Genomic DNA, 26573 nt, shown 5'->3' with positions numbered 1-26573 from the left:
CGCTCACTGTTGTGTGCAGTACTCGGTGACGTTACCGACGATTTCCTGCTGGCCGATCCGCCAGGTGTTCTTGTACTGGGCCCAGCCCCAGGAGCCGTTGGCATCCACCTGGATGTCAATGTTGCCGTCCTCACCCGTGGTGCTGGGCACGTTGCAGTGCACCGTGCTGTTGGGCTTCCAACGCTGGAGTTGGACCTCGTAGACGTGGCAGCTGCCCCAGCCGGCGGGGCACCCGGTGGCCTCCGCTCCCCTGCGGTCGTTGGCCTCGGGGGGTGCCCAGGTGGTGCCGCACGCCTCGTTGCTGGCCTGCTGGCCCTCCGAGTTCGTGACGGTGATCTTCGCGCACCAGTAGTCCTTGAAACCCAGGCCGTCGCGGGTGGCGCTGCCGCTGGCGGCGACCTGCTGGTTGTCGATGGTGACCGTGGAGCTGCGACCCCCGCTGTTGACGTCGGCGTTCCAGCTGTAGCTCACCGACCGGTACCCGCCGGATGCGGAGATGCTGGGAACCGACGGCGGACCGTAGGCGTTCACGGAGGCCGCCGCAGATTCTCCCTCGGTGGTTTCCCCCTTGACGTTGGCCACCGGGGTGAGGGTGACCTGGATGTCGCGGCCGTTGGTGAAGGCCCCGTTGGTGACCGTCTGGCCGTTGGAGACGGTGCCGCTCGCGCCGTTGGCGTTCCAGCGGTAGCTGATCTCGTCGGCCCTGACCCCGTTCCCGGAGCTGGCGTTGAAGGAGAAGGTCACCTGGTTGGGCACCCCGGTGGGTTTCAGTGAGAAACCGGTGGGGGCGGAGGGTGGCTGGTAGAACCGCACCGCGTTCGAGGCCGGGGACGGATCGCTCCACTTCTTGGACTTGTTGGTGGAACGTACGGTGAAGGTCCTGTCGGAGGAGTCGGTGTTCATGCTGACCGTGGTCTGGGTGTTCTGCCCCGTGTAGACGACCTGACCCGAGCTGTTCTCGGTGACCTCGTAGGTGAGGTTGTCGTCGCCGTTGATGTTGGCGGGTTTGCCCCAGGACAGCGACGCCCGCGGCGTCACCCCGGCGGCCGCCCTGCTCATGCTCACCGTCGGCGCACCCTGCCCCGACGGCGCACCGGCGGGAATTTCGGCGGTGGACCAGTCGCTCCACAGGTAATCGGCCTCGCGGGCCACGTTGTTGTCCGCGTAGCGGTTGACGGCCTGGACGCGGAACCGGTAGGCGGTGCCGTTGGTCAGCCCCGTGAAGGTGTAGGAGGTGTCGCTGGTGGAGAACGTCGTCTGTCCACCGATCCCGGGGGAGACCTGGATGTTGTACTTCTCCACCGGTGATCCCCCGTCGGGCACCTGGGTGGCGGGCCAGCTGACCGCGATCTCCCGGTCGCCGGCGACGGCGGTGGGAACGGCGGGCTGGTTCGGGCGCACGTCGGGATGCGCCTGGGCGGGGTTCGACGGTTCGGAGGTTCCGACCTCGGTGACCTGGGCGACCGTGAAGGTGTAGTCGGTGTTGTTGTTGAGCCCGGTGATGCGGCAGTTGGTGACGGTGCCGCAGTTCTGGCTTCCGCCGTTCCACGAGACCTGGAAGTGGTCCAGGGTGCCGCCCTGCAGGTCACCCTGGGTCCAGGCCAGTTCCACGGTGCGGGAGACGTCCGACCGGGCGGTCAGGCCCGTGGGGGCCTGCGGGGTGCCCTTGACCATCAACATGACCTGGCCCGTGACCTGCCGGGAGGCGTCCCCCGTGGCGTCGGTCGCGGTGTAGTTGACCACGACGGTGCCGACCTCGCTGGGTGTCACGGACAGGTCGGTGCCGCTGACCGAGACCTCGGCCTTTCCCTGCCGCGCGGTGGCGCCGCTGATCGTGATGGCCCCGCCCTGGTCGGCGAACGGGTTCGTGATGGCGGTGGTGAGGTCGAAGACCTTCGCCTGGCCGACGCGACCGTCGGAATCGGTGAGTTCCGTCGTGGTCATGAGGGGGCGCGTGGTTTCCACCACGGTGACGGGAACCTTCATGTCGAGGGGGTCGGTCTTCCCGTCGTGCACCCGGATCACGACCGTTCCCGCATCGCCGAGCGGGGCATCGGCGGTGGCGGAGATCCGCATCTCCTGCCCGGAGACCTCCACGTTCAGCGTTTCCGGGGCTGAGACCCGCGAATAGGTCATCGCCTCGTCGTCACCGGGGTCGGGGTCCTTGACCATGTCGCTCAGCCGGACGGTGGCGGCCTGCTCCCCCTTGGCCACCGTAACGGGTGAGGGACGCAGTTCCGGGGGAACCATGCCGGAGGCCTCCACCTCGATGGGCAGGGAGAGAGTGGATTGCAGACCGTTCGGGTCGTCGAGGTTCTCGCCGTCGTGCACCCCGAATCTGAGGGTCGTCGGACCGTAGAAGGAGGAGTCGGGGGTGAACTCGATCGCCGTGTCGCTGACCATCTTGAAGCCCTGGTCTGCCGATGCCCCCGTACCGACCACCACCGATTCCTCCGATGTGAGCTTCGGCGAGTGGCCGCGGCGGGTCAGCACGTAGTCGGACAGCTCGACACGCAGGGTCTGGCCGGCCTTCACCCTGGCGGGGATCGCCTCGGGGTTGAGGGTGGGGGGAACGTTCGCGACCCCCGGCACGAAGATGGCGGCCCGGGCGGTGCCGCCGTCCTTGTCGGTGATGGTGTAGAGCAGCACCTGGGGGTCGTCGCTCACCGGCACCCTGACCTGTCCCGACTCGACGCGACCCGGGGATTCGACCTCGATCCGCAGATCATCCTGGCTGCCGTCGGGGTCGCTGTCGTTCTTGAGCACCGGAACATCGACCTCGGTCCTGCCCAGGACCGAGGAGACCGGGAGCCTGTCGTCCACCGCCACCGGCGGCATGAGCTGGGCCTTCTCGTCGACGATGAGGGTGCCGTAGCCGGTCACGGAAGCCCCGCCGCGGTCGGTGATGTCGTAGCTGAACTTGTAGCTGCCCGGTTCGTCGGGGGCCACCACCTTGACGTCCTGCCCGACGATCTCGAGGTCGGTCTGCCAGGGGGCCTGGGCCTTTGCGCTGTTCGCGACGATGCTGATCTCGTCGCCGTCGGGATCCACGTCGTTCTGCGTGACGGGGATCTGCACGGTTCGTCCGGGACGCACCGTCACCTGGTCGGGTACCGCGATGGGCAGCTGGTTGGTGGCCGGCGGCGGCACGACACCTATCTGGATGCTCGCCTCGCCGACGGCGCCGAACCGGTCCCGTACCTGGTAGGTGAACGAATCCGTGCCGCTGGAGCCGTGCGCGGCGCTGTAGGTCAGGTAGCCGCCCTCGACCTTGACGCTGCCCAGTCTGGGTCCCTGCGAGGACCCCTCCATGAGTTCCACGGAGTCACCGTCGGGATCCACCCCGCTCATGAACACCGCCACCGTCGTCTTCGCGCCGGCGAAGACACGTCCCGTCACCGGGTGAGGGGTGGGTTTCTGGTTCGCGCTGTCCTGTCCGCGCACGGCGATGTCGATCTTGGCGCTGGCCCGGTTGCCCGCGGAATCGCGCGCGGTGTAGACCAGCGTGGTGTTGCCCGGTTTGCTCCCGGCGCGGAAACGCACCAGGTCGCCGGAGACGAAGGCGTCTCCCAGGGCCGGGTCGCCGCGCACCTCCACGTCGGAGGCGACCCCCAGTTCCAGGCCGGTGGGCGAGTAGTCGTTCGACAGCACGGGAACCGCCACGATGTCGCCGGTGCGCACCACGGCGGTGTCGTCGAGGACCACGGGGGGTTGGTTGTTCAGGAGGGGCTGTTGCGGCAGCACCACCACCCGGGCGGTCGCCGACTCGCGGCCGTTGGAGACGGTGTAGGAGAAGGTGCGGGGGCCGCTCAGCTCGTTGGGTGCCGAGATGCGCAGCGTCGAGTGGTCCTTCACCTCGACGGTGATGCCGAGTCCGGCGTCGACGGAGATCGACTGGACCGCCAGCACCCCACCGAGGGGATCGGTGTCGTTGTCCAGGACGTTGACCAGCACCGGTGCGTCGGAGGGCAGCAGGGCGAGGTCGTCCTGGGCGCTGGGCTTCGGGTTGGTGGTCGCCGGGTCCTGCACGTCGACGCGGATCTTGCCCCCGGACGCGTTCGGGCCGTCGGAGACGACGTAGGTGAGTTCGTGGGAACCGACCCGGGTAGAGGAGAACAGCGCGTTGGCCTTCTCGTAGTCCGTCTCGAGGGTTTCATCCTCGGCGGGTTCGCTCATCTCCGAGAGAGCGAGGGTCTCGCCGTTGGGGTCGGAGTCGTTGCTGAGGGGACGCAGCAGCACCCGTTCCCCCACGTTGACCACGTAGTGGTCGGCGTTGGCCACCGGTGGCAGGTTCGTGGATCCGGAGGAGACCTGGACGGGGATCGTCTCGGTGGTCTCGTCGGTGCCGTCGGAGACGGTGAGGCTCAGCTCCCGGGCGCCGGGCCCGACGGTGCCCAGATCGTGCACCGAGATGAACCCGTCCTGACGGAAGGTCACGGTCATGCCCTCGTCGCCCGTGGCGTTGACCAGGTAGAGCGGGTCGCCGTCGGGGTCGGTCCAGTCGGGTAGGGCCGAGTACTCCACCGTCGCCTGCTCGGTCATGGCGACGGTGTTCTTGCGTGCCAGCTGGGGTGCCTTGTTCTCCGATGCGGGGGTCACCGTCACGGTGGCGGTGTTGGACAGCTCCTCACCGTCGAAGGCCTGATAGGTGAACGTTACGGGGTCGGTGGTCTCGGGGGGAAGGAGGATCTGGGCCACGCGACCGTTCTGGCCGAGCGAGACCTGCACGTTGGCGGGGACGTCGCCGAGCTTGACCGTCATCACGTCGCCGTCGGGGTCGATGTCGTTGAGCAGGACCGGCAGCGTGGTGGTGATTCCCGGCCGGGCCCCGAAGGTGTCGTCGGTCGCGACGGGCGGTTCCTGCTCGGCGTTGTTGTCGTTGGTTCGTTCGCGCTGGTTCTCGTCGGTCTGCTGCTCGTCGGTCTGGTTCTGGTCCTCGATCTGGGACTTCACGTTGTCCCAGTCGTTGACGATGGCCATGTTCTCGTTCGGCAGGTAGATGTTGCCGGCCGCGTCGTTGATGACGACGATGTCGCGGCTGACCCGGAACATCGGGGCGCTGCTGGTGGCGAGGGTGTCGTTGGTGCTGTTGACGTCGTCGGACTCGCCGGGGCAGTCGCGCACGTGGGCGCCGGAACCCGACCAGGCACCGTAGACGCATCCCGCCACGTCGACCGGAGCCGCCGGTTGCCCGGATGGCACCTCGGTGCGCTGCGGATCGCCGCCGCCCAGCGGGATGGTGAGCAGGGAGTCGGCGGCGGCGACGCTGACGTGACCGCGTTCCAGGCTCGGCTGCTGGGCCAGGGCCGTCGCGGTGATACCGGGAACCTCAGTGCTGGAACCGGCCGTCCGGACCCGCCCCTCGTCGACGGCCACGAGCTGGTCCCCGGCGATCGTCAGCTGGGTGCTGCTCGTGATGCCGTCGGGCAGCGTGCCGGCGGATTCGGTCCGGAAGTGGTCGTCGGAGCCGGTGACCCTCGTGATGGCCCCGGACGCGTCGACCACGAAACCGGTGCCGTCACGTCCCACCACCACGTGGGGGGAGTCGACGTCCTCCAGCAGCGGGACGGCGCTGGAGGAGAAGTCGGCGAACCGCTCCAGGCTGGTGGCCCAGACCTTGTTCTCGCCCGCGTCCGCGATCAGCACGGTGTTCGCGCCGTGGCTGTACTCCAGGTTCCCGGTGGTGACCCGGGTCCCCATCGTCAGGGTCGCGGTGTCGATGGGCCTGGCGGCCTTGTCCGCCTTGTCCTGCAGCAGGACCCGGTTGCCCTCCTGGGAGATGTCGAAATCACGCGTCGGCGCGTTCAGTCCGCCGTCGATGATGCGCGACTGGTAATTGAGGTGACCGGTCATTCCCTGGGTGGTGTTGGTCACCCACACGCCGCCGTCATTGAGATCCACTTCCTCGGCCGGTACGCCTCGGTGTGCGAATGCAAACCCACCCAAGGTGAGGATGAGTAGTGCAGTGACTCCACTTTCCACCTTGCGGCGAATAGTTGGTTGCACAACTACCCCCCTGAGACAAATTCAGACGAACCCTTTCAGCATAGCCGGGAGAGGAGTTCAGGCTCCATAGTCACGGTGGGTCAATGTTGTGCTCAGTCCCCGAGACCCGTCCCCACGTCGCGGGCGGTCCGGATCCACGGGTGGTCCGGTGGGACCTGCGCCAGATTGCCCGCGACCTTCTTCAGGTCGACGGGTTCGGTGCCGTCACCCCTGCTGGCGACCATCACGCCGCTGACCCCGTCGGCGATCAGCTCGGCGGCGGCGGTGCCGATCCGCGACCCCAGCAGCCGGTCCTCCGCGCACGGCGTCCCGCCGCGCTGCACGTAGCCGAGGATGGTGACGCGGGTCTCCAGGCCCGTCGCTTCCTCCAGGGAGCGGGCCAGTCGGAAGGTGTGCTCGCGGTGTTCGTCGAGGACCCGCGCCAGGTGCGATTTCGCGGCTGCCTTCTCCTGCGGGGTCCCGGCGGCCCTGCGCAGCGACTCGGCGGCGGCGATGGCCTGCGCGGCCGCGACGTCGTTGGCCCCCTCGGCCACCGCGATCACGCTGAAGTTGGTGCCGCGGGCCTGCCGGGCCCGGATGGTCTCGGCGACGGCGTCGACGGAGTACGGGATCTCGGGGATCAGGATGACGTCGGCGCCGCCCGCGATGCCCGCCCCCAGGGCCAGCCAACCCGCCCTGTGGCCCATGATCTCCGCCAGCAGCACCCGGTGGTGGCTGTGGGCGGTGGAGTGGAGCCGATCGATGGCGTCGGTGGCGATCTCCAGGGCCGTGGAGAAACCGAAGGTGTTGTCGGTGTGGGCGACGTCGCGGTCGATGGTCTTGGGCAGGTGCATCACCGGGATGCCGGCCTCCGCCAGGCGCAGCGCGTTCTTCGCGGTGCCGCCGCCGCCGAGCATCACCAGGCAGTCCAGGTCGGCCTGTTCCACGACGTCCTTGATGGTGGGGATGGCGTCGACGGTCTCACCGCCCAGGCGCATGCGGTGCACCTTGTCGCGGCTGGTCCCGAGGATGGTGCCGCCGATGGTGAGGATCCCTGACAGCGCCTCCGGGCCGAGCTGGAAGCACCGGTTCTCGGCCAGGCCGCGCACCCCGTCGCGGAAACCGATCAACTCCATTCCGTGTCTGCCGATGGCCGCCTTGCCCAGCCCGCGGATGGCCGCGTTCAGGCCGGGGGAGTCGCCGCCCGCCGTCAGAACACCGATGCGTTTCGCATTGCCCATGAGAACCTCCTCGTCCACGTCGAGCCTACCTCGAAGCGGGATGCGGCGCTGGGTACTAGCTTTGATCCATGCAGCGAGTACTGGTGGGATATGCGACCCGCGCGGGTTCCACGGCCGATGCGGCCGGGATCATCGCCGACGAACTGCGTGCCCGGGGTTTCGACGTCGTGGTGGCGGATCTGCGCGACGACCCCGACCCGGCCGGTTTCGACGGGTTCGTGCTGGGCAGCGCCACCCAGGCGCTGACGTGGCTGCCGGAGTCGCTGACGTGGCTGCGCAACCACGGGGAGCGGATCGGGCGGGTCGCGCTGTTCAACCTCTCCATCACCGCCGTCGATCCCGCCAAGCAGGACGTCGCGCTCGGCCACAACAAGGCCGCCGCGGAGCTGGTCGAGGCGATCTCACAGGCGGCCTTCGCGGGTCGCTACGCACCCGAGAGGGTCGGTTTCCTCAAGAAGCTGCTGTTCCGGGTCCTCGCGAAGAAACCCGCCGACCACGTCGACCCGCCGACGATCCGCGCCTGGGCCCGGGGGCTCGATTTCACGAGGACGAGCGAAGCGCAGTGAGGAAACGGGATGCCGCCTCCTGGCGTTCCTCGTGCCCGGCCTTGGCCTTCTCGTATGTGTCGGCAGTGGTTTTGATGGCGTCCTCGACGCGCCTGGCCAAGGAGTCCTTGCTGGCCTCCAGTGCGTTGAGCCGTTCCATGGCGGTCTCGTTCGTCTTGTAGCCGAGTATCGCCGCGACGATTCCTGCGAGGCCGAGCAGCAGGAACCAGTTCGAGCGTGTCGCCAGGAGCAGCGCGACGGAGGCAGCCGTCAAGGCGGCCCCCGCCCACATGATCTCCCTACCACGAAGGAGGGGGCCCGTGGGCTGCTGGGAGTCGTAGCGTCGCATCAGGGTTCGCATCGCTGTCTGGTCGTGGATGCCCTGAGGGCCGACGGTGAGGCTGTCGTAACCGGAGACCTTCTCCTCCGGGAGTCGCGGTTCCGGTTCCGTCTGCCATTCCCGCGCGGCCGGCGCGAAGGCCTCGGCGATCAGCAACCACAGGCTGCGGCGGTCCTTCCTGCTGGCGTGGTCGTCGAGGGCGGTCTGTCGCAGGGCGTCGATGACGATGTGACGTTTTTCGGGCACCTCTTCGGGGAGTTTGCTGGCGCCGAGGGGGTTGGTGAACTGTTCCTCCAGGAGTTCCGCGCGGACCAGCAGCGCGTGTTCGCTCTCGCTGCCGCCGCTGATGTGGGCCTGCATCGCCCGGACGAGCATGGCCCGGGTGGATTCCCAGGCATTCTCCTCAGGCGAGGCCTCCTCCACGACCACGGGGGTTTCCTCGGGTTCCGGTTCTGGTTCTGGCCTGCTCGAGGTGTCCCGGAAGCGTCCGGAATCCCGGATCACGAAATCGGGGCGGTCCGTTCTGGTGGCGGTCCGGTCGATCTTCTGCTCGGGGGTGGGTCGTGGGGTGAATTCCTCGAGCTGTGACGTCACCCAGCCCAGTGCCGTGGCGTCGTTGGTGCCGGCCTGGGATCTCGCCCACTCCAGCCAGTCGTCAGCGCTGGTGATCAGCGGGTGGAAGGTTGCGGTGAGCGTCGTCAGGGCCGCCGGACCGAAGGCCCCGCGCAGCGTGGCACCCCACAGCAGCAGCTGCCACTCGGCCCAGGTGCCCTGGTCGTCGGGGGTCAGGAGCATCGGCAGCTCTGCGACCACGTCCTCGCCCGCACCGAGAGCGGCCCGTGCGACCGCGAGGAAGACCTGTGTCGTGTGGGGGTCGCGTTGCCGGGCGAGTGCGGCCTGCTCCGGGTCGACGGAACCGTCGGGTCGCAGCGCGGACACTGCAGGGGGCAGCCAGTAGCCGTCGACGTCCGGTCGCTGTGGGGGAATGCCGCCGTCCAGCAGCACCTGGAGGTCCTGGAAGGCGTAGCGTCGCGCCTCGGTGTGCTGCGGGAAGGCCGCCAGCTGTTTGCGGATCCCGTCGAGCTCCACGAAGGCGACGAAGGCGTTGGTGAGCGCGTCGAGCCGGGTCTCCAGCGAGCCCTGCATGGTGCGCAGCTCGGAACGCAGTTTCGAGGCGTCGCGCTGCTGGCGTTTCCTGCTGGCGGCCAGGGCCTCTGCCTGGGCTTCCAGCTCCTTGCGCAACAATTGGTCGCGCCCATACTCACTGGACCAGGACCACTCTTTGTCGTTCACCATCCCACCATGATGCCTGCGGGTGGGGGGCAGCCCTCCGCTTGCGGATGGTGTCCTGGCCGGGACGCGAGACGCCTAGACTTTGAAACAGCTTTGATGAATCGGATTGGAGCGGTCGTGACTCATGAACTTGGGGACATCTTCGTGTATGCGCCTTGGAGTCGTCTCAATGAGACGCCGGAGGAGATCGCGCGGCGAGCCTCCCGTTTCATGGAGGAGTTCTCCTTCCGGGTCTCGGTCGGGCGGTGGAAGCCAACACAACAGGAAGAGGATGAGTGGGACGGAACCGAGGCGGGACTGGCCGGTTTCATCGGAAACAGAATCATGAGGAAGAGTGATGGGGAGAACGCTCCCGAAGGGGGGTATCATTTCCTGCTGGAGACCGAGAACGATCTCCTGGAAACCTATTTCTCCGTGACGGCGGGTCAGTCGAAAATTCTGGAACCTGTTTATGGCCCCTCTTTTCATCAAAGGTTTTCCCAGTCGATGGATGCGTTTGTTGAAGAGATGGCGCAGCATTTCGGCTGGTTACCATTCCCGGATCCTGATCAGCCGCCGTGTGTGTCGGCGGATTTTTTGTGGGAAGCGTCTCTTCGCGCAGTGATTCCCGCTTTCGATCCCATCTTCGCCGTGGGGCAGGAACTTGATGTCATCATGGAGCAGGAACCTGAGGGCTGGTTGCTTCCCATCGGTTACCGGGTGTGGATCAATGAGCGGGTCGGGGGTGTCCGCGCCTGTGCGGAGGGTTTGACCGTCGAACGCTTGGGAAACGGCACTCTCGTCAGGGTGCCGGATTCCTGGCCGGCGGAACGCGTCATCGAGACCCTGACTGAAACCTTCCGGTCCAACGACCTCGACGGCCTGCTCTGAGAATCGCGCCTCACTCCGCTTCCTCGCGTCCTTTCACCTCGGCCTCGAATGCGGTGAGCCAGTCGTAGGTGCGGCGTGTCGATGACAGTCCGTAGTGGAGGGCGGCCTGGTTGAAACGGCCGACGTCCCGGTACTCATCGGGTACCGCTTGTTCGGAGATCTGCCGTTCCACGGATTCCAGTCGTTCGAGTTCCGCGGTGATGCGTTCCCGGAGTCGCGCGATGATCGGTGGGCGATCGGCCGCAGGGATGAGACCCAGGAAATAGATCCGGGCAACCCCCGTGACGTCGAAGTTCCCCCGGATCTCGGCTTGCATCCACGTCGCGAATTTCTGCCTGCCCAGGGACGTGGGCCCGTATTCCCGGCGTCCGCGGGCCCCGGGTTCCTGATGGGTGACCTCCACCGCGCCCTCCTCCAGGAGCTTGTCGAGGGAGCGTTTGATGCTTCCGGCGCTGGATCCGTAGAAGAGGGACACCCCGGCCTCGAAGGCCTTCATCAGGTCGTACAGGCTCATGCGGGCGATGTGCAGCAGCCCGAGGATCACGTAGCTCACGGGTGTCACGGTAGCGGAGGTGTGGATTCCGGGAGGTCGAGTCATGGCCCTGGTTGAGATCGATCACGTCTCCAAGACGTACAGGACCCGGGGCGGTGGGGTGGTGGCGAACGACGACGTCACCCTGCACGTCGAGGAAGGGTCGGTGTTCGGGCTGTTCGGGCACAACGGGGCCGGCAAGACGACGCTGGTGAACCAGCTGCTGGGGTTGCTCCGCCCGGATGCGGGCTCGATCACGGTGGCCGGTGAGAACATCGTCCGGAACCGGAGGCGGGGACGCTATCTGTGCTCGGTGCAACCGCAGGCCTCCGTTCCCCTGGGGGAGCTCACGCCGCGCGCCATCACGTGCCTGATGGCCAGGATGCGTGGAGCCGGCGACGAGGAGATCATGCGCCGGGTCGGTGAGCTGTTCGAACAGCTGGACATTGCCGAGTGGGCCGATCAGCCCGGCAACACGTTGTCCGGGGGAGTGCTGCGGTTGACCTGTTTCTGCATGGCGGCGATCCGGCCGGGACGCGTGGTGGTGCTCGACGAGCCCACGAACGACGTCGATCCGGTGCGGCGCAGATACCTGTGGGGTGCGATCCGTGCCCTGACCGGGGACGGCACGGCGGTGCTGCTGGTGACCCACAACATCGGCGAGGCCGAGACGGCCGTGGACGAGATGGCGATCCTGGATCACGGCAGGGTGCTGGCCCGGGGGAACGCGGCGCACGTCAAGGCGGCAACCGTCGGGGACGACATGAGGCTGCAGGCATTCACCACGGCCCCGCGTGAGGTTTTCGGGCATCCGGACTGGGCCGGGAGCGTCGAGGTCAGGAACGGCCAGGTGGTCGTCTCGTTCCCGAGGGAGCGGGCTGTCGATGCCCTGACGTGGGCCGCGGAGCTGCGGGGCCGCCGGTTGGTGGGCGACTACTCGCTGCGCGAGACGTCCCTGGAGGACACCTACGTTCAGCTGGTAGGGAACAAGGAGGTGGGCGCGGATGCGCACTGAGGGAGAGCTGGGAAACGTCTTCAGGCTCCAGGCCCAGAAGTTGGGCGGCCACCTGGTGGCCTACGGCATATTCTTCACGGTCATAGCGCTCGGCGTGATCATCGGGTTCTCGTTCCTGGTGTCCTCCTCCCCGAGTGGAAACGAGATGCTGTACCTGGCAACGGGGGCGCCGACGATCGTTCTCATCATGACCGCGCTCGTCGTCGTTCCCATGCAGAACGCGACCGCGCGGATAGCCGGGTACATCGACTTCATCAAGTCGCTGCCAGTGAACCGCAAGAACTTCCTGTTCGCCGACTGCACGGTCTGGCTGCTCATCACGGTGCCGGCGATCGTCATCTCCATCGTGACCGCGCATTTCATGTTCCATCCCGGTTTCTCGGTCTCGTGGACGATCATTCCCACCTACGTGCTGGTGGTGACGGCGTGTTTCGGCATCGGCTACGGCTATTCGTTCGCGATACCCGCCGAGCTGGCGATGGGGGTGTCGCAGATCATCGCGTTCGGCGCCCTGATGTTCACGCCGATCAGCTTCCCGATGGACCGCCTGCCCGAGTGGCTGCAGGTGGTGCACCTGGCTTTGCCGCTGCACCACATGGCGCAGGTGATGAGGGCCTGCCTGGCCCATGAGACCTTCCAGGCGGGAATCATCAGTTACGTTGTGCTCGCCGTCTGGTCGGTGCTCGGCTTCCTCGCGGCGATCCGCGTCCTCGAGCGGGCCTGACCCGGTTGGTGCGTGACGGTCTGGCAGGATGAGGCCATGTACCCCACCTACACACCCGACCCCGGCCGTTACGACGGTCGCATGCCCTACCGTCGCTGCGGACGTTCCGGGCTGCTGCTTCCGGCCATGTCGCTGGGGCTGTGGCAGAACTTCGGTGACGACAAACCCCTCGGCGTGCAACGCGAGATCATCCGCCGCGCCTTCGACGCCGGCATCACCCATTTCGACCTGGCCAACAACTACGGCCCGCCCTACGGTCAGGCGGAGATCAACTTCGGAACCATCTTCCGGCAGGATCTCGCGCCGTTCCGCGACGAGCTGATCATCTCCACCAAGGCCGGCTGGGACATGTGGCCGGGCCCCTACGGGCAGGGTGGCGGGTCGCGCAAGTACGTGCTGGCCTCCCTCGACCAGTCGCTGGAACGCATGGGGCTCGACTACGTCGACATCTTCTACTCGCACCGTTTCGACCCCGACACGCCCATCGAGGAAACCATGATGGCCCTCGACCATGCGGTGCGTTCCGGCCGGGCGCTGTACGCCGGCATCTCGTCGTACTCGGCGGCCAGGACCCGCGAGGCGGCACGCATCGCCCGGGAGCTCGGCACCCCGCTGCTGATCCACCAGCCCAGCTACAACATGTTCAACCGGTGGATCGAGACCCGCGGGCTCGTCGACGCCTGCGAGAGCGAGGGCATGGGTGTCATCACCTTCACGGCCCTGGCGCAGGGGCTCCTCACCGACCGCTACCTCAACGGTGTTCCCGACGACTCCCGGGCCGCGCGCGACGGGTCGCTGAGCCGCGACCAGCTCACCGACGACATCCTCGGTCGCATCCGTGCCCTCAACGAGATCGCCCACGACCGCGGGCAGTCGCTGGCGCAGCTGGCCCTCGCCTGGGTGCTGCGCGACCCGCGGATCACGTCGACGCTGATCGGCGTGTCGTCGCTGCGGCAGCTCGAGATCAACCTGGGAGCCCTGGAGAACATGGTCTTCACCGACGACGAGCTGGCCGCCATCGACGAGCACGCCGTCGAGTCCGGGGTCAACCTCTGGGCCGCGCAGACCGAGGACTGAGAGGCGCACAGCATGCACACTTTGCACACCTGAAGCCTTCAAAGTGTGCATGCTGTGCTATCGTTGGTCCCATGGCACTTCGAAGTATCACCATCAACCCTGAAACCGTGCGTGCTCCTGCAAACAGCGGTGAATGGCCGGAGTGGATGGTCGAGGTCTCGAAATACGTGAAACGAGCAGCTTCGTTGGGAGAATCGGTGACGCTCACGGCCAAGCGAAGGATGCTTACACCTGCGCAGGTTGCTGATTTGACCGGAGTGTCACGATCAACGATTTCCCGAAAAATCGCTGCCGGGGAACTGCGTGCGGTGAAAATCGGAAACCGGAATCAGATTCCATATGAGGAGTTCGAGCGATTCTGGCAGGCGACCATGGGCGACGTCGTTGAGATCACCCGGGACGAGATAAGAACAGATCTGTTCGGTGACTGACGATCCGATCCGCGTCTTCCTCGACGCGAACGTCTTGGCCAAGCCTGTCACCCGCACCCTTTTGATGGTGGGCGGACCGCTCAGCGGTTTCGCTGTCGTGTGGAGCGAGACCGCTGAGCGGGAGGCCAGCCGCCATATGAAACCAGGTGCGCTTTCACCGACTCTCATTCGACAGCGATTTGGGGGAGAGCTTGGACCTGTCGGTGAAGGTGCAAGTAGGTTTCTCGGAACGACGGAGGAGGATAGACAAATTCTTGCCGATGCCGTCGCGGCCAAGGTGAGCTTCCTGATTACGGCAGATGTGGATGATTTTGCAGAGGTTGATCTGGTTTCTGTTGGTATTTCTGCGGTGAACCCGGATCTCTTTCTTGCTGCGAAACTGACTCGAAGAGCCTACTCGACAGTGATTGATCTGTTTGTCGAACGGCAGGCCGCTCCCCCAACGACGGCGGCTGAATTTCACAGCGCCGTTGCTCGGCAGCACCCGTTGTTGTTCGCTGCGCATGCTGACCTCTATGACATCGCCCCCATGCCAAGCGTCCATTCCGCACCGACGGTGTTGTTCCGCGGTGAACGCCCCCTGCGGTCCGAGGACTGAGAGCCGGGTTCACACCCGCAGGTCGCGTCTGGTGAACAGCGGGAAGGACGCGGCCAGCAGCACCGCCGACCCCACCAGCAGGATCGCGACGTGTCCCCAGTCGGCGCCGTTCTCCAAGGGGCTGGTGGCCCCGTACCAGTGGAACGGGGAGATGCGGGCCCAGTCCGCGAGGTCGGGGTTCATGGGCAGGGTGGTGTTGACGACGTAGCCGACCACTCCCACTCCGGTCGCGGTCCAGGTCGCGGCCGCCGGGGTGCCGAGGGCGGCCGCCGCCAGCAGCGCCGCCGAACCGACGAACAGGCCCAGCGCCAACAGGTGCGCGGTGGCGCCCGCGACGTTCTCCGTCGCCAGGTCCAGGCCGCCCAGCCGGACCCCACCCCAGATCCCGAGCCCCGTGAGCCCCGCGACCAGGGCGACGAGCGTCGCCTGCGCCGCCGCCGTCGTGGCCAGCATCCGGGTGCGGGTGGTGGGGGTGGACAGCAGCACGCCGAGCCGGCCCGAACGTTCGTCCGATCCCAGCCGCGACGCCACCGCCGCGCCGGCCAGGATCACGGCGGCAGGGGCCATCAGGCTCATCGTCTCGCCCCAGTAGAACCCGGCGGGGGAGGCCATGTCGGTGGCGCCCCAGACCTGCATGAGCTCGGGCGGCAACGATTTCGACGCCATCTCCAGCTGCGGGGCCATCTGCTCGTACAGCGGACCCATCAACAGGCCCATCACCGCGAACATCACCACGCCCAGCACCAGGAGCAGACCGGTGTGGCGGGAGACCAGGAGGCGGTAGCGGGAGGGTCCGCGACCGGCAGTCGAACCGGTCCATCGGGTTGTGGCGTGCCGGGCCGGGCGTGTCCTGGAGGCTGCCCGACGCAGGTCGCGGACCACCAGGCCGGCGATCCCGACGGCCAGCAGCGCCGCCGCGACGCCGAGCATCAGCGCCAGGTAGCCGCCGTCGATGCCGTTCAGCAGCACCGCCGGTTGGCTGTACCAGTACCACGGGATGAACCGCGCCAGGTCGCGGCCCTCCGACCACTGGGGCAGCAGCCCGGCGAACAACCACCCGAGCCCGAGGACCGCCGAACCGAGCCCCAGCGCCAGGCCGCGGCTCCCGGTCGCACCCCCGATCGCGAACGCGATGCCCCCGTACACCAGGGCGTTGGCGCCCAGTGCCAGGCAGAGCTCCCCGAGATGGGCGTCCCCCAGCGTGAGGTCGAAGGGCAGACTCGCCAGCGCGGCCGCACCCCACAGCCCCAGCGACGTCACACCGACCGCCAGCACCAGCACCGCGGCCTTCGTCACGCCGACGCCGAGCCGGGAGACCGGAAGGCTGAGCAGCAGCGACAGCGTGCCGTCCTTCTCCTCACCGGCCACCAGCTGCGCCCCCACCGCGACGGCGAACCCCGCCACCGCGATCGCGCCCAGGAAACCGAGCATCTGCGTGTAGGACATCACCGGGGCCGAGGCGCCGGCGGGAATCCCGGCCATCGCCAGCAGCGCGGGCGGCAGGGATGCATAGATGTTGGTGTCCATCGACTGCACCATCGCGACCCCCATCAGCAGGAAGGCGAGGATGCACGCGACGATGACGCAGACGGCCTTCCAGCGCGGCAGCAGACCGCGTCCCAACACTGCGAGGGTGGTCATGACTGCTCCTGGTAGAACGCGAGGAAGATCTCCTCCAGGTCGGCGTCGTGGGCGGTCAGGTCGACGACGCGGCGGTCGCCGAGCGAATCGAGCAGGGTTCCGAGCTCCCCGTCGAAGGCCATGCGCACCCGCGGTCCGTCCACGGTGATGTCGCGGGCCCCGGGGATGCGGACGAAGTCGCGCGGGTCGGCGTCGCCGTCCAGGAGCAGATCGACGCGCCGCACCGAGCGCAGGTCCGCGACGTTCTCCACCGCCACCAGGCGGCCCGCGCGGATGATGCCGACCCGGTCGGCCACCTGCTGCACCTCGGAGAGGGTGTGGGAGGACAGGAACACGGTGCGGCCCTCCGCGACGATCTCCCGCAGCACCTGGTGGAACTCGTGCTGCACGAGGGGGTCGAGGCCGGCGTTGGGTTCGTCCATGATGATCAGCTCGGGTTTGTGCATCAACGCGGCGATCAGCCCCACCTTCTGACGGTTCCCCGAGGACAGCTCCCCGACGCGCTTGTCGAGGTTCGCGTCGAATCGCTGCCTCAGCTCGTCGACATGATTCCAGTCGACGCCGCCGCGCAACCGGGCGAAGAACCGCAGCGTCTGCGCGCCGGTCATCGCGGGGTAGAGGGCCAGGTCGCTGGGCAGGTAGCCGAGCCGGCGGTGGATCTCGACGGCGTCGCGGCGGGAATCGAGACCGAGCAGCTGGGCGGTGCCGCCGGTGGCGCGGATCTCGTCCAGGAGGATGCGGATGGTGGTGGACTTGCCCGCGCCGTTTGGGCCGAGGAAACCGAAGATCTCCCCGGTGTGGACCTCCAGGTCGATGCCCTTCAACGCCTCGAAGGAGCCGTACTTCTTCCGGAGCTCCCTCACCTCGATGGCGTTCATTGCTCTTTCTCCTTTCCTTCTGTTTTCTCCTTAAGTTGGGGCCGCAACTGCTCCAGCAGGTGCGGGGTGAACAGGCTCGCGAACAGCGTGAGCTGCACTTGCACGTAGTCCGTGACTCCCGGTTCGGCCGCGATGTCCCCGGCGGTGATGTCGATGTCGAGGAGGCGTTTCAGGTGGCGGCCCAGCACCAGCGAACCCAGCGAGTAGATGGTCAGCATCCGCGCCGCGGCGGGAACGTCGGGGATGGGGGTCATCAGGTTCGCGTCGATGGCGCGGCGGATGTAGCCGGCGGCGTCGTCGGCGAGCTGGTCGACGAGGGCGTCGATGGCGGTGCTGGACTCGGTGAGGCGGTGGGCCAGGTAGCCGAGGATGTTGTCCTGCCCGGTTTCCCGCAGGGTTTCCAGCACGTTGGGCATCGGCCCGCGGATGGCGTCGTTCTTGGCGTTGCGGATCAGCGTGGCGATGTGCTCGTCGCAGGTCAGCAGCAGGCCGTCCATGGTGCCGAAGTGGTGCCGGATCAACCCGATGGACACGTTCGCCCGCGCCGCGACGGAGCGCGCCGTGGGTTTCTCGCCCGCCGCGATGAGCGCGATGGTGGCGTCACGGAGTCGTGCTCGGGCTGTCAGATCATCAGTCATGATACAAGCGTATAGGAAACTGAACGCTTGTACAAGGGGCGGGCGTGTCGAACCCGCTCTCCTGCAAAACCACCAAAATCCGCATCCCTCCCGCGATTCGTGCGCAGGCCGGCTCAACCAGCTTTACGCCTCACACGTACCATTGCGGCGAATGGGTATCAGGAGGGGATGTGGCTGTCGTAACCATCAGGAATCTGCCTGACGCGACTCATCGCGCCTTGAAGGTGCGGGCCGCCCGCAACGGTCGCAGCACCGAGGCGGAGATCCGGGCCATCCTGAACGATGCCGTGATCGAACCGGGTCAGGTGCGGCTTGGAACCCTGCTGCGTGAGATCGGGCGCGATGTCGGTGGGGTCGATCTTGACATCACCCGCGACTCCGCTCCCTAAGAAAGTGCTCTCGGAGGTCCATCCATAAGCGTGCCTGGCGGGTCGTCACGTGGGAGGCCGGAAGTCGGCGCCCTGCGAGGTAGGTTCCGGCTGCGCGCCCATCATGGCGCGCAGCTCGTCGGTGAATCCCTCCACCACGACCTCGCCGTCGAGGCGACGGAACCGGTCGGGGGTGAGTACGACGCGATGCATCTCCACCACCCGTTTCCCGAAGATCTCGACCCTGGTGCCGTTCGGTTCGTAGCCCGCGCTGCGGGAGACCCCGAGTGACGATTCGTTGCCTGTCACAGCCTCCGACTCGGCCCGCTGCGCCCCCAGGTGATCGAAGGCGAAGTGCAGCAGCAGTTTGCGCATCCGCGCGCCCCAGCCTCTGCCCTGGTGTTCCAGCGCCAGCCAGGAACCCGAGTACACCACCCGGCGTTTGGGGAACTCCTCGGAGATGAGGTCCTGGCAGCCGACCAGCACACCACTGACGTAGACCCCGAACGCCAGCGTCCAGGACTCCGGGCGGAATCCGGAACGCCACCCCCAGTGTGCCTGGATGGCGTTGCGGCGCCGCTCGGGAACTGGTGCCTCGCACCACGGGAAAAACCAGTCCACGTTCTCCTCGGCGAAGATCGGGGCGCTCAGCAGGTCGAGGTATTCGGGCATGTCGGCGTCGCGGAACACCCGCAGCGTCATGTCGTCGTGGGTGATGCGCAATCCGAAAGGCGGATAGGCCTCGACGAGGGGGTCGCTCATGATTTCACGACGAACTTGAGTTCCCGCCCGTCGGCCAGGCGAGGCAGCTGGTCCGCCAGCAGGGTGACGATCCGGGGCAGCATGGCGGTGGTGTTGCCGCCGATGTGGGGGCTGATGAAGGCCCCGTCGGCCTGCCACAGCGGATGGTCGTCGGGGAAGGGCTCCGGGTCGAACACGTCGGAGGCCATCCGCAGCCGTCCCGCGACCACCTCGGCGGTGATGGCGTCGGTGTCGACGACGGGGCCGCGCGCCACGTTCACCACCAGGGCGTCGTCGGGCAGCAGCGCCAGCTCCTTCGCGCCGATCAGGCCGCGGGTGTCCTCGGTGAGCGGCACGATCAGCACCAGGATGTCGGTGTTCGGCAGCAGCTCGGGCAGCTCGTCGATGCCGTGGACGTGGCCGTGTTCGTCGTCGCGGGCGGTGGTGGCGACCCGCGTGATCTCGGTCTCGAAGGGAGCCAGCCGCGACCGGATGGCCTCGCCGATGGCCCCCGTCCCGACGATCAGCACCCGCGAGTCCGCGAGCGCCCGGGTGGATGCGGCCTGCCAGCGGCGTTCGCGTGCCCAGCGCGGCAGTTCCCGCTGCGCCGCGAGCATCAAACCGACGGCCAGCTCCGAGGTGGAGGCCTCGTGCACCCCGCGGGCGTGGGCCAGGGCGACGCCGTCGGGGGTGATGTGGAGGAGGTTGTCGTAGCCCGCCGACTGCGCCTGCAGCAGACGCAGCCTCGGCAGGTCCGCCAGCGACCTCCACTCCGGGGCGGGACGGAAGTACGGCAGGACGGTGGCCACCACGTCGTCGGCCTCGTCGCCGAGCACGTCGCGGATGGGGGAGTTCCAGTCCCAGATGCGCAGCTCGACGCCGAGCCGGTCCGCGGGGGTGTGTGAGGTGAGAGCTTCGAGGAGCTGTTGGTCCGGAAGAGTCACGATCATGTATCGAGTCTAGGGCTAGGCTCGATACATGACCGAGATCGATCCCCGGGAAGTGCCGGGTGACCCGCTGGCCCTGCACTGGGTGGTTCGCACGGGCAGCCAGGACGTCGTCGGCGAGGTGGCGGCCGCACCGGGCCCCCTCGGCGCGCTGCTGGAGGACCGCGTGGTGTCGCTGGCCCTGCTGGAGACCGAGGGGATCTGGACCTGGCTGGCCCCCGGGAACACCTGGGCCGACCGCACCGACGAGGTGCGCGAGGCCATCGGTGAATCGCTGGAACTGGACGGCTGGCAGATCCGCGACGACTCCGCCGATCTGCTGCGCCTGATCGCGAACGACGTGATCGACAACGACCTGGCCGATTTCATCGAGGCTGCCGACACCACCGTCGAGGTGATCGAGAACGACGCCCACTGGCTGTTGCTCGACCTCGGCAGGGTCGACGCCCGTGGCCCCGCCGCCAGCGACGAGCTCCAGCTCAGGATCGAGGTGGCGATCCGGGCCCGCTACCCGATCCTGCGGGAGGTCTCGCGGGTGGGCGGTCCGGAGAGCGGTCAGGTCGGCCTGGCCAATGCTCCGCGCAGGGCACTCTGGACGGACGGGTGAACCCGGCTGAAAGTTAAGGTTCGCGACACCAACCCTCGTAAATCTTGTAAGGCAAGGCGTTGCTAAGTTCGCGAGTATGAACGAGACACCTGCTACCGCAAGGACACTCGCCGACCTGAAGGTCGGGGCGAGCGCGCGCATCACCGGGTTCGACAGTGACGACGTGATCAGCCGCCGGCTCTTCGACCTCGGTTTCGCCCCAGGGCTGACGTGCAGGCTGGAGCGTCGCGCCCCGCTGCACGACCCCCTCATGTTCAACGTCGGCGGCACCGAGATCGTGCTCCGCCATTCCGAGGCGTCGAGAGTGCTGGTGGCGTCATGACCTGCCACGACGAACATTCCGCACCGGTCGCAACGGGTCTGCGTCGTTTCGTGCTGGTGGGCAGCCCGAACTGTGGCAAGACGACGCTGTTCAACGCACTGACCGGGCTGCGCGCAAAGACCGGCAACTACCCGGGGGTTACCGTCTCCCGCTACGAGGGCGTCCACAAGCTCGGTGACGTCGAGGCGATCATCGAGGATCTGCCCGGCACGTATTCCCTCGACCCCATCAGTCCTGACGAGGAGGTGGTCACGGAGGTCCTGGACGCGGGTGAATCCGTGCACTCCCCGATCTCCGGGCACATCGTGCTCATGGATGCCACGCAGCTGCGCCGCGGCCTCGGGATGCTGGCCCAGGTGCAGCAGCGCGAACGCCCCACCATCGCGGTGCTGACCTTCACCGACGAGCTGGCGCGGCGCGGCGGTTCCGTCGATGTCGACGCCCTGTCGCGGGCCGTCGGGGTGCGGGTGATCCCCGTCGTCTCCGGCGACAAGCGCGGCGTCGAGGTGCTGTCCAAGGCTTTCACCGAGGTCGACTCGTGGCCTGCGCCGGTCGTGCCCCCACCCACCAGCCACGAGGAGGTCGCGGCCTGGGCCGATTCGGTGCTGGAGAGCGCCAACTACCGCGCCCCGGACATCGACGAACGCACCCGCCGCATCGACAGGGTGCTGCTGCACCCGCTGTGGGGGACGCTGGTCTTCTTCGCGACGATGTACGTGTTCTTCCAGATCATCTTCACCGTCGCGGCTCCCATCAACGACGCCTTCGAGGGTTTCTTCGTGTGGATGGGCGGGATCGCCAAGGACATGATCCCGATCGACTGGCTCGCCTCGCTGGTCGGCGACGGCATCTTCGCCGGTGTCGGCGCGGTGGTGGCGTTCGTGCCGCAGATCACGCTGCTGTTCCTCATGATCGCGCTGCTGGAGGGCAGCGGGTATCTCGCGCGGGCCGCGTTCCTGATGGACCGCGTGATGGGGATGGCCGGTCTGGAGGGGCGCGCGTTCGTCGCCCTGCTGAGCTCGGTGGCGTGCGCGATCCCGGGGATCATGGCCACCCGGACCCTGCCGTCGGCCAAGGACCGGATCGCCACCATGATGGGTGCGCCGCTGATGACGTGTTCCGCGCGCCTGCCCGTGTACACCCTCATGATCGGGATCATGGTTCCCGGCGACCTGTTCTGGGGTCCGTTCCAGGCCCAGGGCACCATCATGTTCGGCCTGTACCTGCTCGGCGCGGTCTCCGCGATGATCGCCGCGTGGGTGTTCAAGCGCATCGTCGGACGCGGTGCCACGCAGCTGCCGTTCTACATGGAGATGCCCTCCTACCGGATGCCCAGCGCCCGCTCCGTCATCATCGCCGTGTGGGATGCCTGCAAGGCGTTCCTGCGGAAGGTCGCGGGGATCATCATGGTGGTCACCATCGTGCTGTGGGCGCTGCTGAACTTCCCCAGCCCGAGCGAGGACGCCATGACCGCCGCCGGCGTGGACGTCGGCGACGAGGCGGCCGTGACGGCCTACACCCTCGACAACTCCTACGCCGCGGCCATCGGCCGCGCGGTCTCGCCGGTCTTCGACCCGCTCGGTTTCGACTGGCGCATCAACATCGGTGTGATCAGCTCCCTGGCTGCCCGCGAGACCGTCGTCTCGACGCTGGGTCAGGTCGCGGCCGCGGAGGACCCGGATGATCCGGGCGAGTCCCTGGAACAGATGACCCACAGCGACGGCCCGCACGCCGGTGAGCCGGTGTTCACGCCGAGCACGATCGCGGCGCTGCTGGTGTTCTTCGTCTACGCGTTGCAGTGCGCCTCCACCCTGGGCGTGATGAAACGCGAGACGGGGACGTGGCGGTGGTCGATCATCGCGTTCGTCTACATGGGCGGGCTCGCGTGGGTGGCGGCGTTCGCGGCGAAACTCATCGTGGGGGCGTTCACGTGACGAGGCCGCTTCCGATCCATCCCGAGGCCGTTCCCGGCGATCCGCAGGCCGTCCGGTGGGTGGTGCCCACCGGCGGCGTGCCCGTCGGGGAGGTGCGCGGCGCGCCCGGCAGCTTCGGGTCGATGCTGGAGTACGGGGTGATCTCCCGGGCCATGGTGGAGGCCGACGGCGTGTGGACGTGGCTGGCCTCCGACCAGGCGTGGAGCAGGGTCGGATCCAAGGTGCGCGACGCCATCGTCTCCTCCCTGGCCGAGGAGGAGGGCTGGGATGTCGAGCCCGGCTCGGCCGACCTGCTGCGGTACATCTCCCGTGACGTCGTGGAGCACCAGCTGGCGGCCTACATCGCCAGCCACGGCGGTCAGATCCAGGTGGCCGACAACGACGCCGAGACGGTGGAGGTCGACTTCGGCGGGGCATGCCAGGACTGCCCCGCCGCCGGCCAGACCCTCCACCAGCGCATCGAGACCACCATCCGGGCCCGCTACCCGCAGCTGAAAACCGTCAAACGGGTGGGCGAGACGGGCAGGAAGAAGCGGGGCATCACCTGGCTGAACCTCCCGGGCCACAACTGCTGAGGTCGCGCGCCCCTGTCAACCGGCAGGGGCGCACCGGGACAGCGTAGTCCGCCACACTTCATGAGATATGACTGTTCGCCTGACGGGAGGTGAATGTTGCGGTGAATTCCTCAAACAAGTATTTGCGGTATCGAGGATTCAGGGGCAACTTTGGTGGTTATAGCGCCCTTGCATTTGGGATTTCTGTAGTTCTCTTTGAACTCTATTTCAGAGGGTTTGGTCTAGTCGATGGAGAGTGTCGCTTAGATAGTGATTTTAGCAAGCTGCTTTTGCCTCAAATACTGTGTGGAGTTCGTGAAACACCTTGGGCCAATTTCAGTGATATACTTCTGGTGTTGACCTTTCTAGCTGCTGCTGCTATAGGGGTTTTTGTCGCCAGCGGGAACAGTCCGAATGTAGAAAATGATAATTCTGCGCATGGACACGCCTTGGGGGTGTCCAGAGTTGATCTGGCTGACGAGGCGGTCGAATACTGCGCATTTTTCGTTGCTGTTTATTTGTGGAGAACGCTGATACTGACTTCTGCAAAAATACTTATGGCAGTCTTCCTGTCGAGAGATTCGGCGCGCGAGGAAGCCCCTGATCTGATAATTTTTGGCGCCTTGGGGGTAGGTATCCTGGGGTGTGGGTGGATTAATAAAGCGCTGATCCCTAAAGTTTATGTGCTCCGTCTCGGCCTCAAGGGAATGGAGCGAAGAAAGTGGCGTCTAGTGCTGCTGGAGGCCGAGCTCAAAAGGAGTCTAGAACTTGATTGCGGCGTCGGCAAACATGTAGTTCCAATGGCGGGAATACATCCTCATTGCGTGTGGATTATTAGATGGCTTCCGGTAGCGCGGGTGTTGCTGGCTATAGTTGTTTTTAGAGCATTCCTGTGGATGTCGGTGGGATATAGCGATAATCAGCTTGAAGAAATGCTTTTCTGGCGGCTAGCAATGATTCCGATCGCCCTCGTGGTCTTTTCCGAATTTATATCGGTTTTCACGGATAAAAGATACCATGAGGTTTATTCACGGGCAACACCTCGGCCAGCGAAACCCCTAGTCAGACAACACTTGAGGACGGCTATGAATAAGCCTCCATGTTGACAGGTGTCTTAAGTGTTTTGTTGAGGGAGCGCGAGCTCCTTCATGGGAGCTCCTCGTTTTCGGTAACGGGCTTCGCGCTGGAACGTTTCTTCTCGGTGGGTTCATATCTTGTTTGATCATTTTGTTCGACGATCATAAATTCTTGTTTCTGGGGGTCCTGTGTCTGGCCTTTGTGATATGGCATGTGGCGGTATCTCTCATTGCCGCGATGCCGGGAATGCATGGGAAAGAAGGACTTTGGGATGCAAGCTGGTGGACTGAATTGAAGGAATGGAAGGAGAGGGACTTGGGGCGTGTGTCCCCCGAACAGGCGCGATGCGCTCTGGTACTTCAGGATTACATGCGCGCGGAAGCAGGGGAACGTTTCAAGTGGCTGCGATCTCCCGTCGAATGGGTGAGAAAATCTCAGGGTCCTGTCGGAAAATCGATGGAATCTATGAAAAACCGAATTGAAAAGTCTTGTGCGCTGCTTGCGGACGCCATTGAGGACATGGGTGGCGGAAAATCCCCAATCCAATGAACATCTCAGGTTTTGAAGCTAACGGCTTGAGAAGCTGATCCTGAGGATGCGCACCATTGAGCCGGTTTCGTAGTGGTAGACATCCGACCAGCTGTCTCTCGCGTATTTGTCCATTCCGCGCAACGTGGTGCACTGGCCTATCGGGGCACTGGATCTCGGTGAAAAGGCGTCGCTGCGGGGAGCCCGGAGCAACGTTGTGCCGCGCTGGGCGGCTTCCGCATTGAATTGCTATCGATGTCACTCGCGTTGGGGTGGGTTGCGGGTGAAGCGGATCGATCGGGTGTGGAGGGTTTCCCCGGTGGGGCCCTTGTAGGGGATCGGCTTGCGGGGGTTCCGACCCCGGATGCCGCTGATGGCGGCGGCCTTGGCCGAGGCTTCCGGGTCGCCTCCGATGCGCTGGCCGTGCTGGTTGGTGAACGTCAGGCCGCCGGGGATGTCGGGGTTGCCGGTGATCGTGTAGCGGCCCTGGTGGTGTTGCCGGTGATGGGTGGGGCAGAGCGAGACCACCGTTTCGCGGTTCGTGGCGCCGCCGTTGCTCCAGTGCTGAATGTGGTGGTTCTCGAGGAACCCGGTGACGGGGCAGCCGGGGTAGCGGCAGCCGCGGTCGCGGTCCTCCACCAGGCGGCGGGTCCGAAGCGGCACGATCCTTTGCGAACGGCCCACGCTGACCGGCAGGGAATCGGTTTCCCAGACCGGGATGAGGACGCCGTCGCAGGTGAACTCGGCCAAGAGGTGGTGCGGCAGGGCGCCCTTCTTCGTGAGCCAGCCCTCGCCGGTGGTGTCGAGGTGCAGGTGGACGCGGTAGTGCTCCTTGCGGCTGCCCGAGATGATCGCCCTGAGGGAGCGGTTCGCCATCTCGAACAACCCGTCGGCGAGGGTGGCCTCGGTGTTGCCGCTGGTGAACAGGGCGTCCTTGGCCTCGCGGATGGCGGTTTCCACCAGGGCGCCGTCGACGGCCGGGGCGCTGAGGCGCAGCTCGAAACGCCCGGTGCGGGAGTTGGTGGTCATGGACAGCTGTGACGCGTCGGCCCGGGCGGTTGCGTGCGGCTCCGGGGAGGGCGTCTCGACGTCCGGGTGGTGGTAGCGCGACAGGGTGCGTCGCAGCTGCGTGACCGTCGCCTTCTCCGCGAACTCGGTGATGCTGGCCGAGTACGACTCGGGCGCGTGCTGGGCGACCACAGCGGCCTGGTCCAGTCCGAGCCGCCCGGCGCCCAGCGCCTCGACCACCTCGGGAAGCTCGCTGGATCGTTGCGCCACCCGCGCCACCGCTGCCGCGTTCGCGGGGGAGAGGCCGACGAAGACCTGCAACCAGTGTTCGATGGAGCGGATCCCGTCCCCCGCCCAGGTGTTGGACGAGAGCAGCTCCTCGGCCAGGGCGACCAGATCGGCGTGGACCACGGCCAGCCTGCCCGCCAGCTCATGGGCTGCGGTCACGCGCCGATGCCAGGCCGCGGCGTTTTCCTCCGCGGGGCCCTCGACGAGGGGGGTGTGGTCCGATCCAGCCATAAGGTAATGGTACATGAGTTCGATTAGATGCGCAAGAGTGATCCCGAAATTAATTGACCCAAGCGGCAGGTCTTCTGGGTGACGGTCGAGTTCTGGCAGCCGGACGGCGAGGTGGTGTCGAGGAACTTCCCGAGGCGGGTGCTCTGACATCGGGTCACTG

General features: G+C 66.5%; 24 protein-coding genes. 14 read left to right on the top strand and 10 right to left on the bottom strand.

The window, feature by feature from the left end:
* Positions 1 to 3: 3 nt before the first annotated feature.
* Both E0E39_RS14905 and E0E39_RS14900 read right to left on the bottom strand, forming a co-directional pair.
* Entirely contained in the window at positions 4 to 5901 is a 5898-nt protein-coding gene (locus E0E39_RS14905) for an Ig-like domain-containing protein (protein WP_130875464.1), read from the bottom strand.
* A gap of 197 nt (positions 5902 to 6098) precedes the next feature.
* Positions 6099 to 7226, bottom strand: coding sequence for a 6-phosphofructokinase (locus E0E39_RS14900; protein WP_130875463.1), 1128 nt, complete (start codon positions 7224 to 7226; stop codon positions 6099 to 6101).
* A gap of 68 nt (positions 7227 to 7294) precedes the next feature.
* On the opposite strand from E0E39_RS14900, the gene E0E39_RS14895 reads away from it, so the two are divergent.
* Entirely contained in the window at positions 7295 to 7792 is a 498-nt protein-coding gene (locus tag E0E39_RS14895; protein ID WP_130875462.1) for a flavodoxin domain-containing protein, read from the top strand.
* Here the strand turns inward: E0E39_RS14895 and E0E39_RS14890 are convergent.
* Positions 7767 to 9407 (bottom strand): hypothetical protein, encoded by a 1641-nt coding sequence (locus tag E0E39_RS14890; protein ID WP_130875461.1) that lies wholly within the window; start codon positions 9405 to 9407, stop codon positions 7767 to 7769. The genes E0E39_RS14895 and E0E39_RS14890 overlap by 26 nt on opposite strands.
* Positions 9408 to 9614: 207 nt before the next feature.
* On the opposite strand from E0E39_RS14890, the gene E0E39_RS14885 reads away from it, so the two are divergent.
* A complete protein-coding gene (locus E0E39_RS14885) occupies positions 9615 to 10274 on the top strand; it encodes a hypothetical protein (RefSeq protein ID WP_130875460.1) in 660 nt (219 codons plus the stop codon).
* A gap of 10 nt (positions 10275 to 10284) precedes the next feature.
* Here E0E39_RS14885 and E0E39_RS14880 read toward each other — a convergent pair whose 3' ends face one another.
* A complete protein-coding gene (locus E0E39_RS14880; protein ID WP_130875459.1) occupies positions 10285 to 10827 on the bottom strand; it encodes a PadR family transcriptional regulator in 543 nt (180 codons plus the stop codon).
* Positions 10828 to 10870: 43 nt separating this feature from the next.
* On the opposite strand from E0E39_RS14880, the gene E0E39_RS14875 reads away from it, so the two are divergent.
* The 5 genes from E0E39_RS14875 to E0E39_RS14855 all read left to right on the top strand — a co-directional run bounded on the left by E0E39_RS14875 (position 10871) and on the right by E0E39_RS14855 (position 14651).
* Positions 10871 to 11821 (top strand): ABC transporter ATP-binding protein, encoded by a 951-nt coding sequence (locus tag E0E39_RS14875; protein WP_130875458.1) that lies wholly within the window; start codon positions 10871 to 10873, stop codon positions 11819 to 11821.
* Positions 11811 to 12545: an ABC transporter permease gene (locus tag E0E39_RS14870; protein ID WP_130875457.1), complete on the top strand. Its 735-nt coding sequence runs from the start codon at positions 11811 to 11813 to the stop codon at positions 12543 to 12545. Before E0E39_RS14875 ends, E0E39_RS14870 begins: the two co-directional genes overlap by 11 nt.
* A gap of 36 nt (positions 12546 to 12581) precedes the next feature.
* Positions 12582 to 13622, top strand: a complete 1041-nt coding sequence (gene mgrA / locus E0E39_RS14865; protein ID WP_130875456.1) for an L-glyceraldehyde 3-phosphate reductase — start codon at positions 12582 to 12584, stop codon at positions 13620 to 13622.
* A 71-nt stretch (positions 13623 to 13693) separates the two neighbouring features.
* A complete protein-coding gene (locus E0E39_RS14860; RefSeq protein ID WP_245988372.1) occupies positions 13694 to 14053 on the top strand; it encodes a helix-turn-helix domain-containing protein in 360 nt (119 codons plus the stop codon).
* A complete protein-coding gene (locus tag E0E39_RS14855; protein ID WP_130875455.1) occupies positions 14046 to 14651 on the top strand; it encodes a hypothetical protein in 606 nt (201 codons plus the stop codon). The genes E0E39_RS14860 and E0E39_RS14855 overlap by 8 nt, the downstream gene beginning before the upstream one ends.
* A 9-nt stretch (positions 14652 to 14660) precedes the next feature.
* On the opposite strand, the gene E0E39_RS14850 is transcribed toward E0E39_RS14855, so the two are convergent.
* The 3 genes from E0E39_RS14850 to E0E39_RS14840 are packed head-to-tail and all read right to left on the bottom strand — an operon-like array spanning position 14661 to position 17808.
* Positions 14661 to 16292, bottom strand: coding sequence for an ABC transporter permease subunit (locus tag E0E39_RS14850; RefSeq protein ID WP_130875454.1), 1632 nt, complete (start codon positions 16290 to 16292; stop codon positions 14661 to 14663).
* Positions 16289 to 17170: an ABC transporter ATP-binding protein gene (locus E0E39_RS14845; RefSeq protein WP_130875453.1), complete on the bottom strand. Its 882-nt coding sequence runs from the start codon at positions 17168 to 17170 to the stop codon at positions 16289 to 16291. The genes E0E39_RS14850 and E0E39_RS14845 overlap by 4 nt, the downstream gene beginning before the upstream one ends.
* Positions 17167 to 17808 (bottom strand): TetR/AcrR family transcriptional regulator, encoded by a 642-nt coding sequence (locus tag E0E39_RS14840; protein ID WP_130875452.1) that lies wholly within the window; start codon positions 17806 to 17808, stop codon positions 17167 to 17169. Before E0E39_RS14840 ends, E0E39_RS14845 begins: the two co-directional genes overlap by 4 nt.
* A gap of 170 nt (positions 17809 to 17978) precedes the next feature.
* Here E0E39_RS14840 and E0E39_RS14835 point away from each other — a divergent pair, with 170 nt between their 5' ends.
* Positions 17979 to 18197: a FitA-like ribbon-helix-helix domain-containing protein gene (locus E0E39_RS14835; protein WP_130875451.1), complete on the top strand. Its 219-nt coding sequence runs from the start codon at positions 17979 to 17981 to the stop codon at positions 18195 to 18197.
* 45 nt (positions 18198 to 18242) lie between these two features.
* Here the strand turns inward: E0E39_RS14835 and E0E39_RS14830 are convergent, their stop codons facing one another.
* Positions 18243 to 18938: a GNAT family N-acetyltransferase gene (locus E0E39_RS14830; RefSeq protein ID WP_130875450.1), complete on the bottom strand. Its 696-nt coding sequence runs from the start codon at positions 18936 to 18938 to the stop codon at positions 18243 to 18245.
* Positions 18935 to 19867 (bottom strand): 2-hydroxyacid dehydrogenase, encoded by a 933-nt coding sequence (locus tag E0E39_RS14825; RefSeq protein WP_245988370.1) that lies wholly within the window; start codon positions 19865 to 19867, stop codon positions 18935 to 18937. The genes E0E39_RS14830 and E0E39_RS14825 overlap by 4 nt, the downstream gene beginning before the upstream one ends.
* Before the next feature lie 28 nt (positions 19868 to 19895).
* Between E0E39_RS14825 and E0E39_RS14820 the strand changes: the two genes are divergently transcribed.
* The 6 genes from E0E39_RS14820 (at position 19896) to E0E39_RS14795 (ending at position 24907) form a co-directional block, all read left to right on the top strand.
* A complete protein-coding gene (locus E0E39_RS14820) occupies positions 19896 to 20471 on the top strand; it encodes a hypothetical protein (RefSeq protein ID WP_130875449.1) in 576 nt (191 codons plus the stop codon).
* A 76-nt stretch (positions 20472 to 20547) separates the two neighbouring features.
* Positions 20548 to 20793 (top strand): FeoA family protein, encoded by a 246-nt coding sequence (locus E0E39_RS14815; RefSeq protein ID WP_130875448.1) that lies wholly within the window; start codon positions 20548 to 20550, stop codon positions 20791 to 20793.
* A gap of 56 nt (positions 20794 to 20849) precedes the next feature.
* A complete protein-coding gene (gene feoB / locus E0E39_RS14810; RefSeq protein WP_207302566.1) occupies positions 20850 to 22727 on the top strand; it encodes a ferrous iron transporter B in 1878 nt (625 codons plus the stop codon).
* A complete protein-coding gene (locus E0E39_RS14805) occupies positions 22724 to 23302 on the top strand; it encodes a NifU family protein (protein ID WP_130875446.1) in 579 nt (192 codons plus the stop codon). Before feoB ends, E0E39_RS14805 begins: the two co-directional genes overlap by 4 nt.
* An 89-nt stretch (positions 23303 to 23391) precedes the next feature.
* Positions 23392 to 24387, top strand: coding sequence for a hypothetical protein (locus E0E39_RS14800; protein WP_130875445.1), 996 nt, complete (start codon positions 23392 to 23394; stop codon positions 24385 to 24387).
* Between the two features lie 112 nt (positions 24388 to 24499).
* A complete protein-coding gene (locus tag E0E39_RS14795; RefSeq protein ID WP_130875444.1) occupies positions 24500 to 24907 on the top strand; it encodes a hypothetical protein in 408 nt (135 codons plus the stop codon).
* Between the two features lie 237 nt (positions 24908 to 25144).
* Here E0E39_RS14795 and E0E39_RS14790 read toward each other — a convergent pair whose 3' ends face one another.
* Complete coding sequence (locus E0E39_RS14790) at positions 25145 to 26413, bottom strand: HNH endonuclease signature motif containing protein (RefSeq protein WP_165444830.1); 1269 nt, start codon at positions 26411 to 26413, stop codon at positions 25145 to 25147.
* Between the last annotated feature and the right edge of the window lie 160 nt (positions 26414 to 26573).

The sequence above is a fragment of the [Pseudopropionibacterium] massiliense genome (assembly GCF_900607225.1).
Lineage (GTDB): Bacteria > Actinomycetota > Actinomycetes > Propionibacteriales > Propionibacteriaceae > Arachnia > Arachnia massiliensis.
Note: the sequence above shows the minus strand (reverse complement) of the source record. Positions and strands in the feature narration are given on the sequence as shown.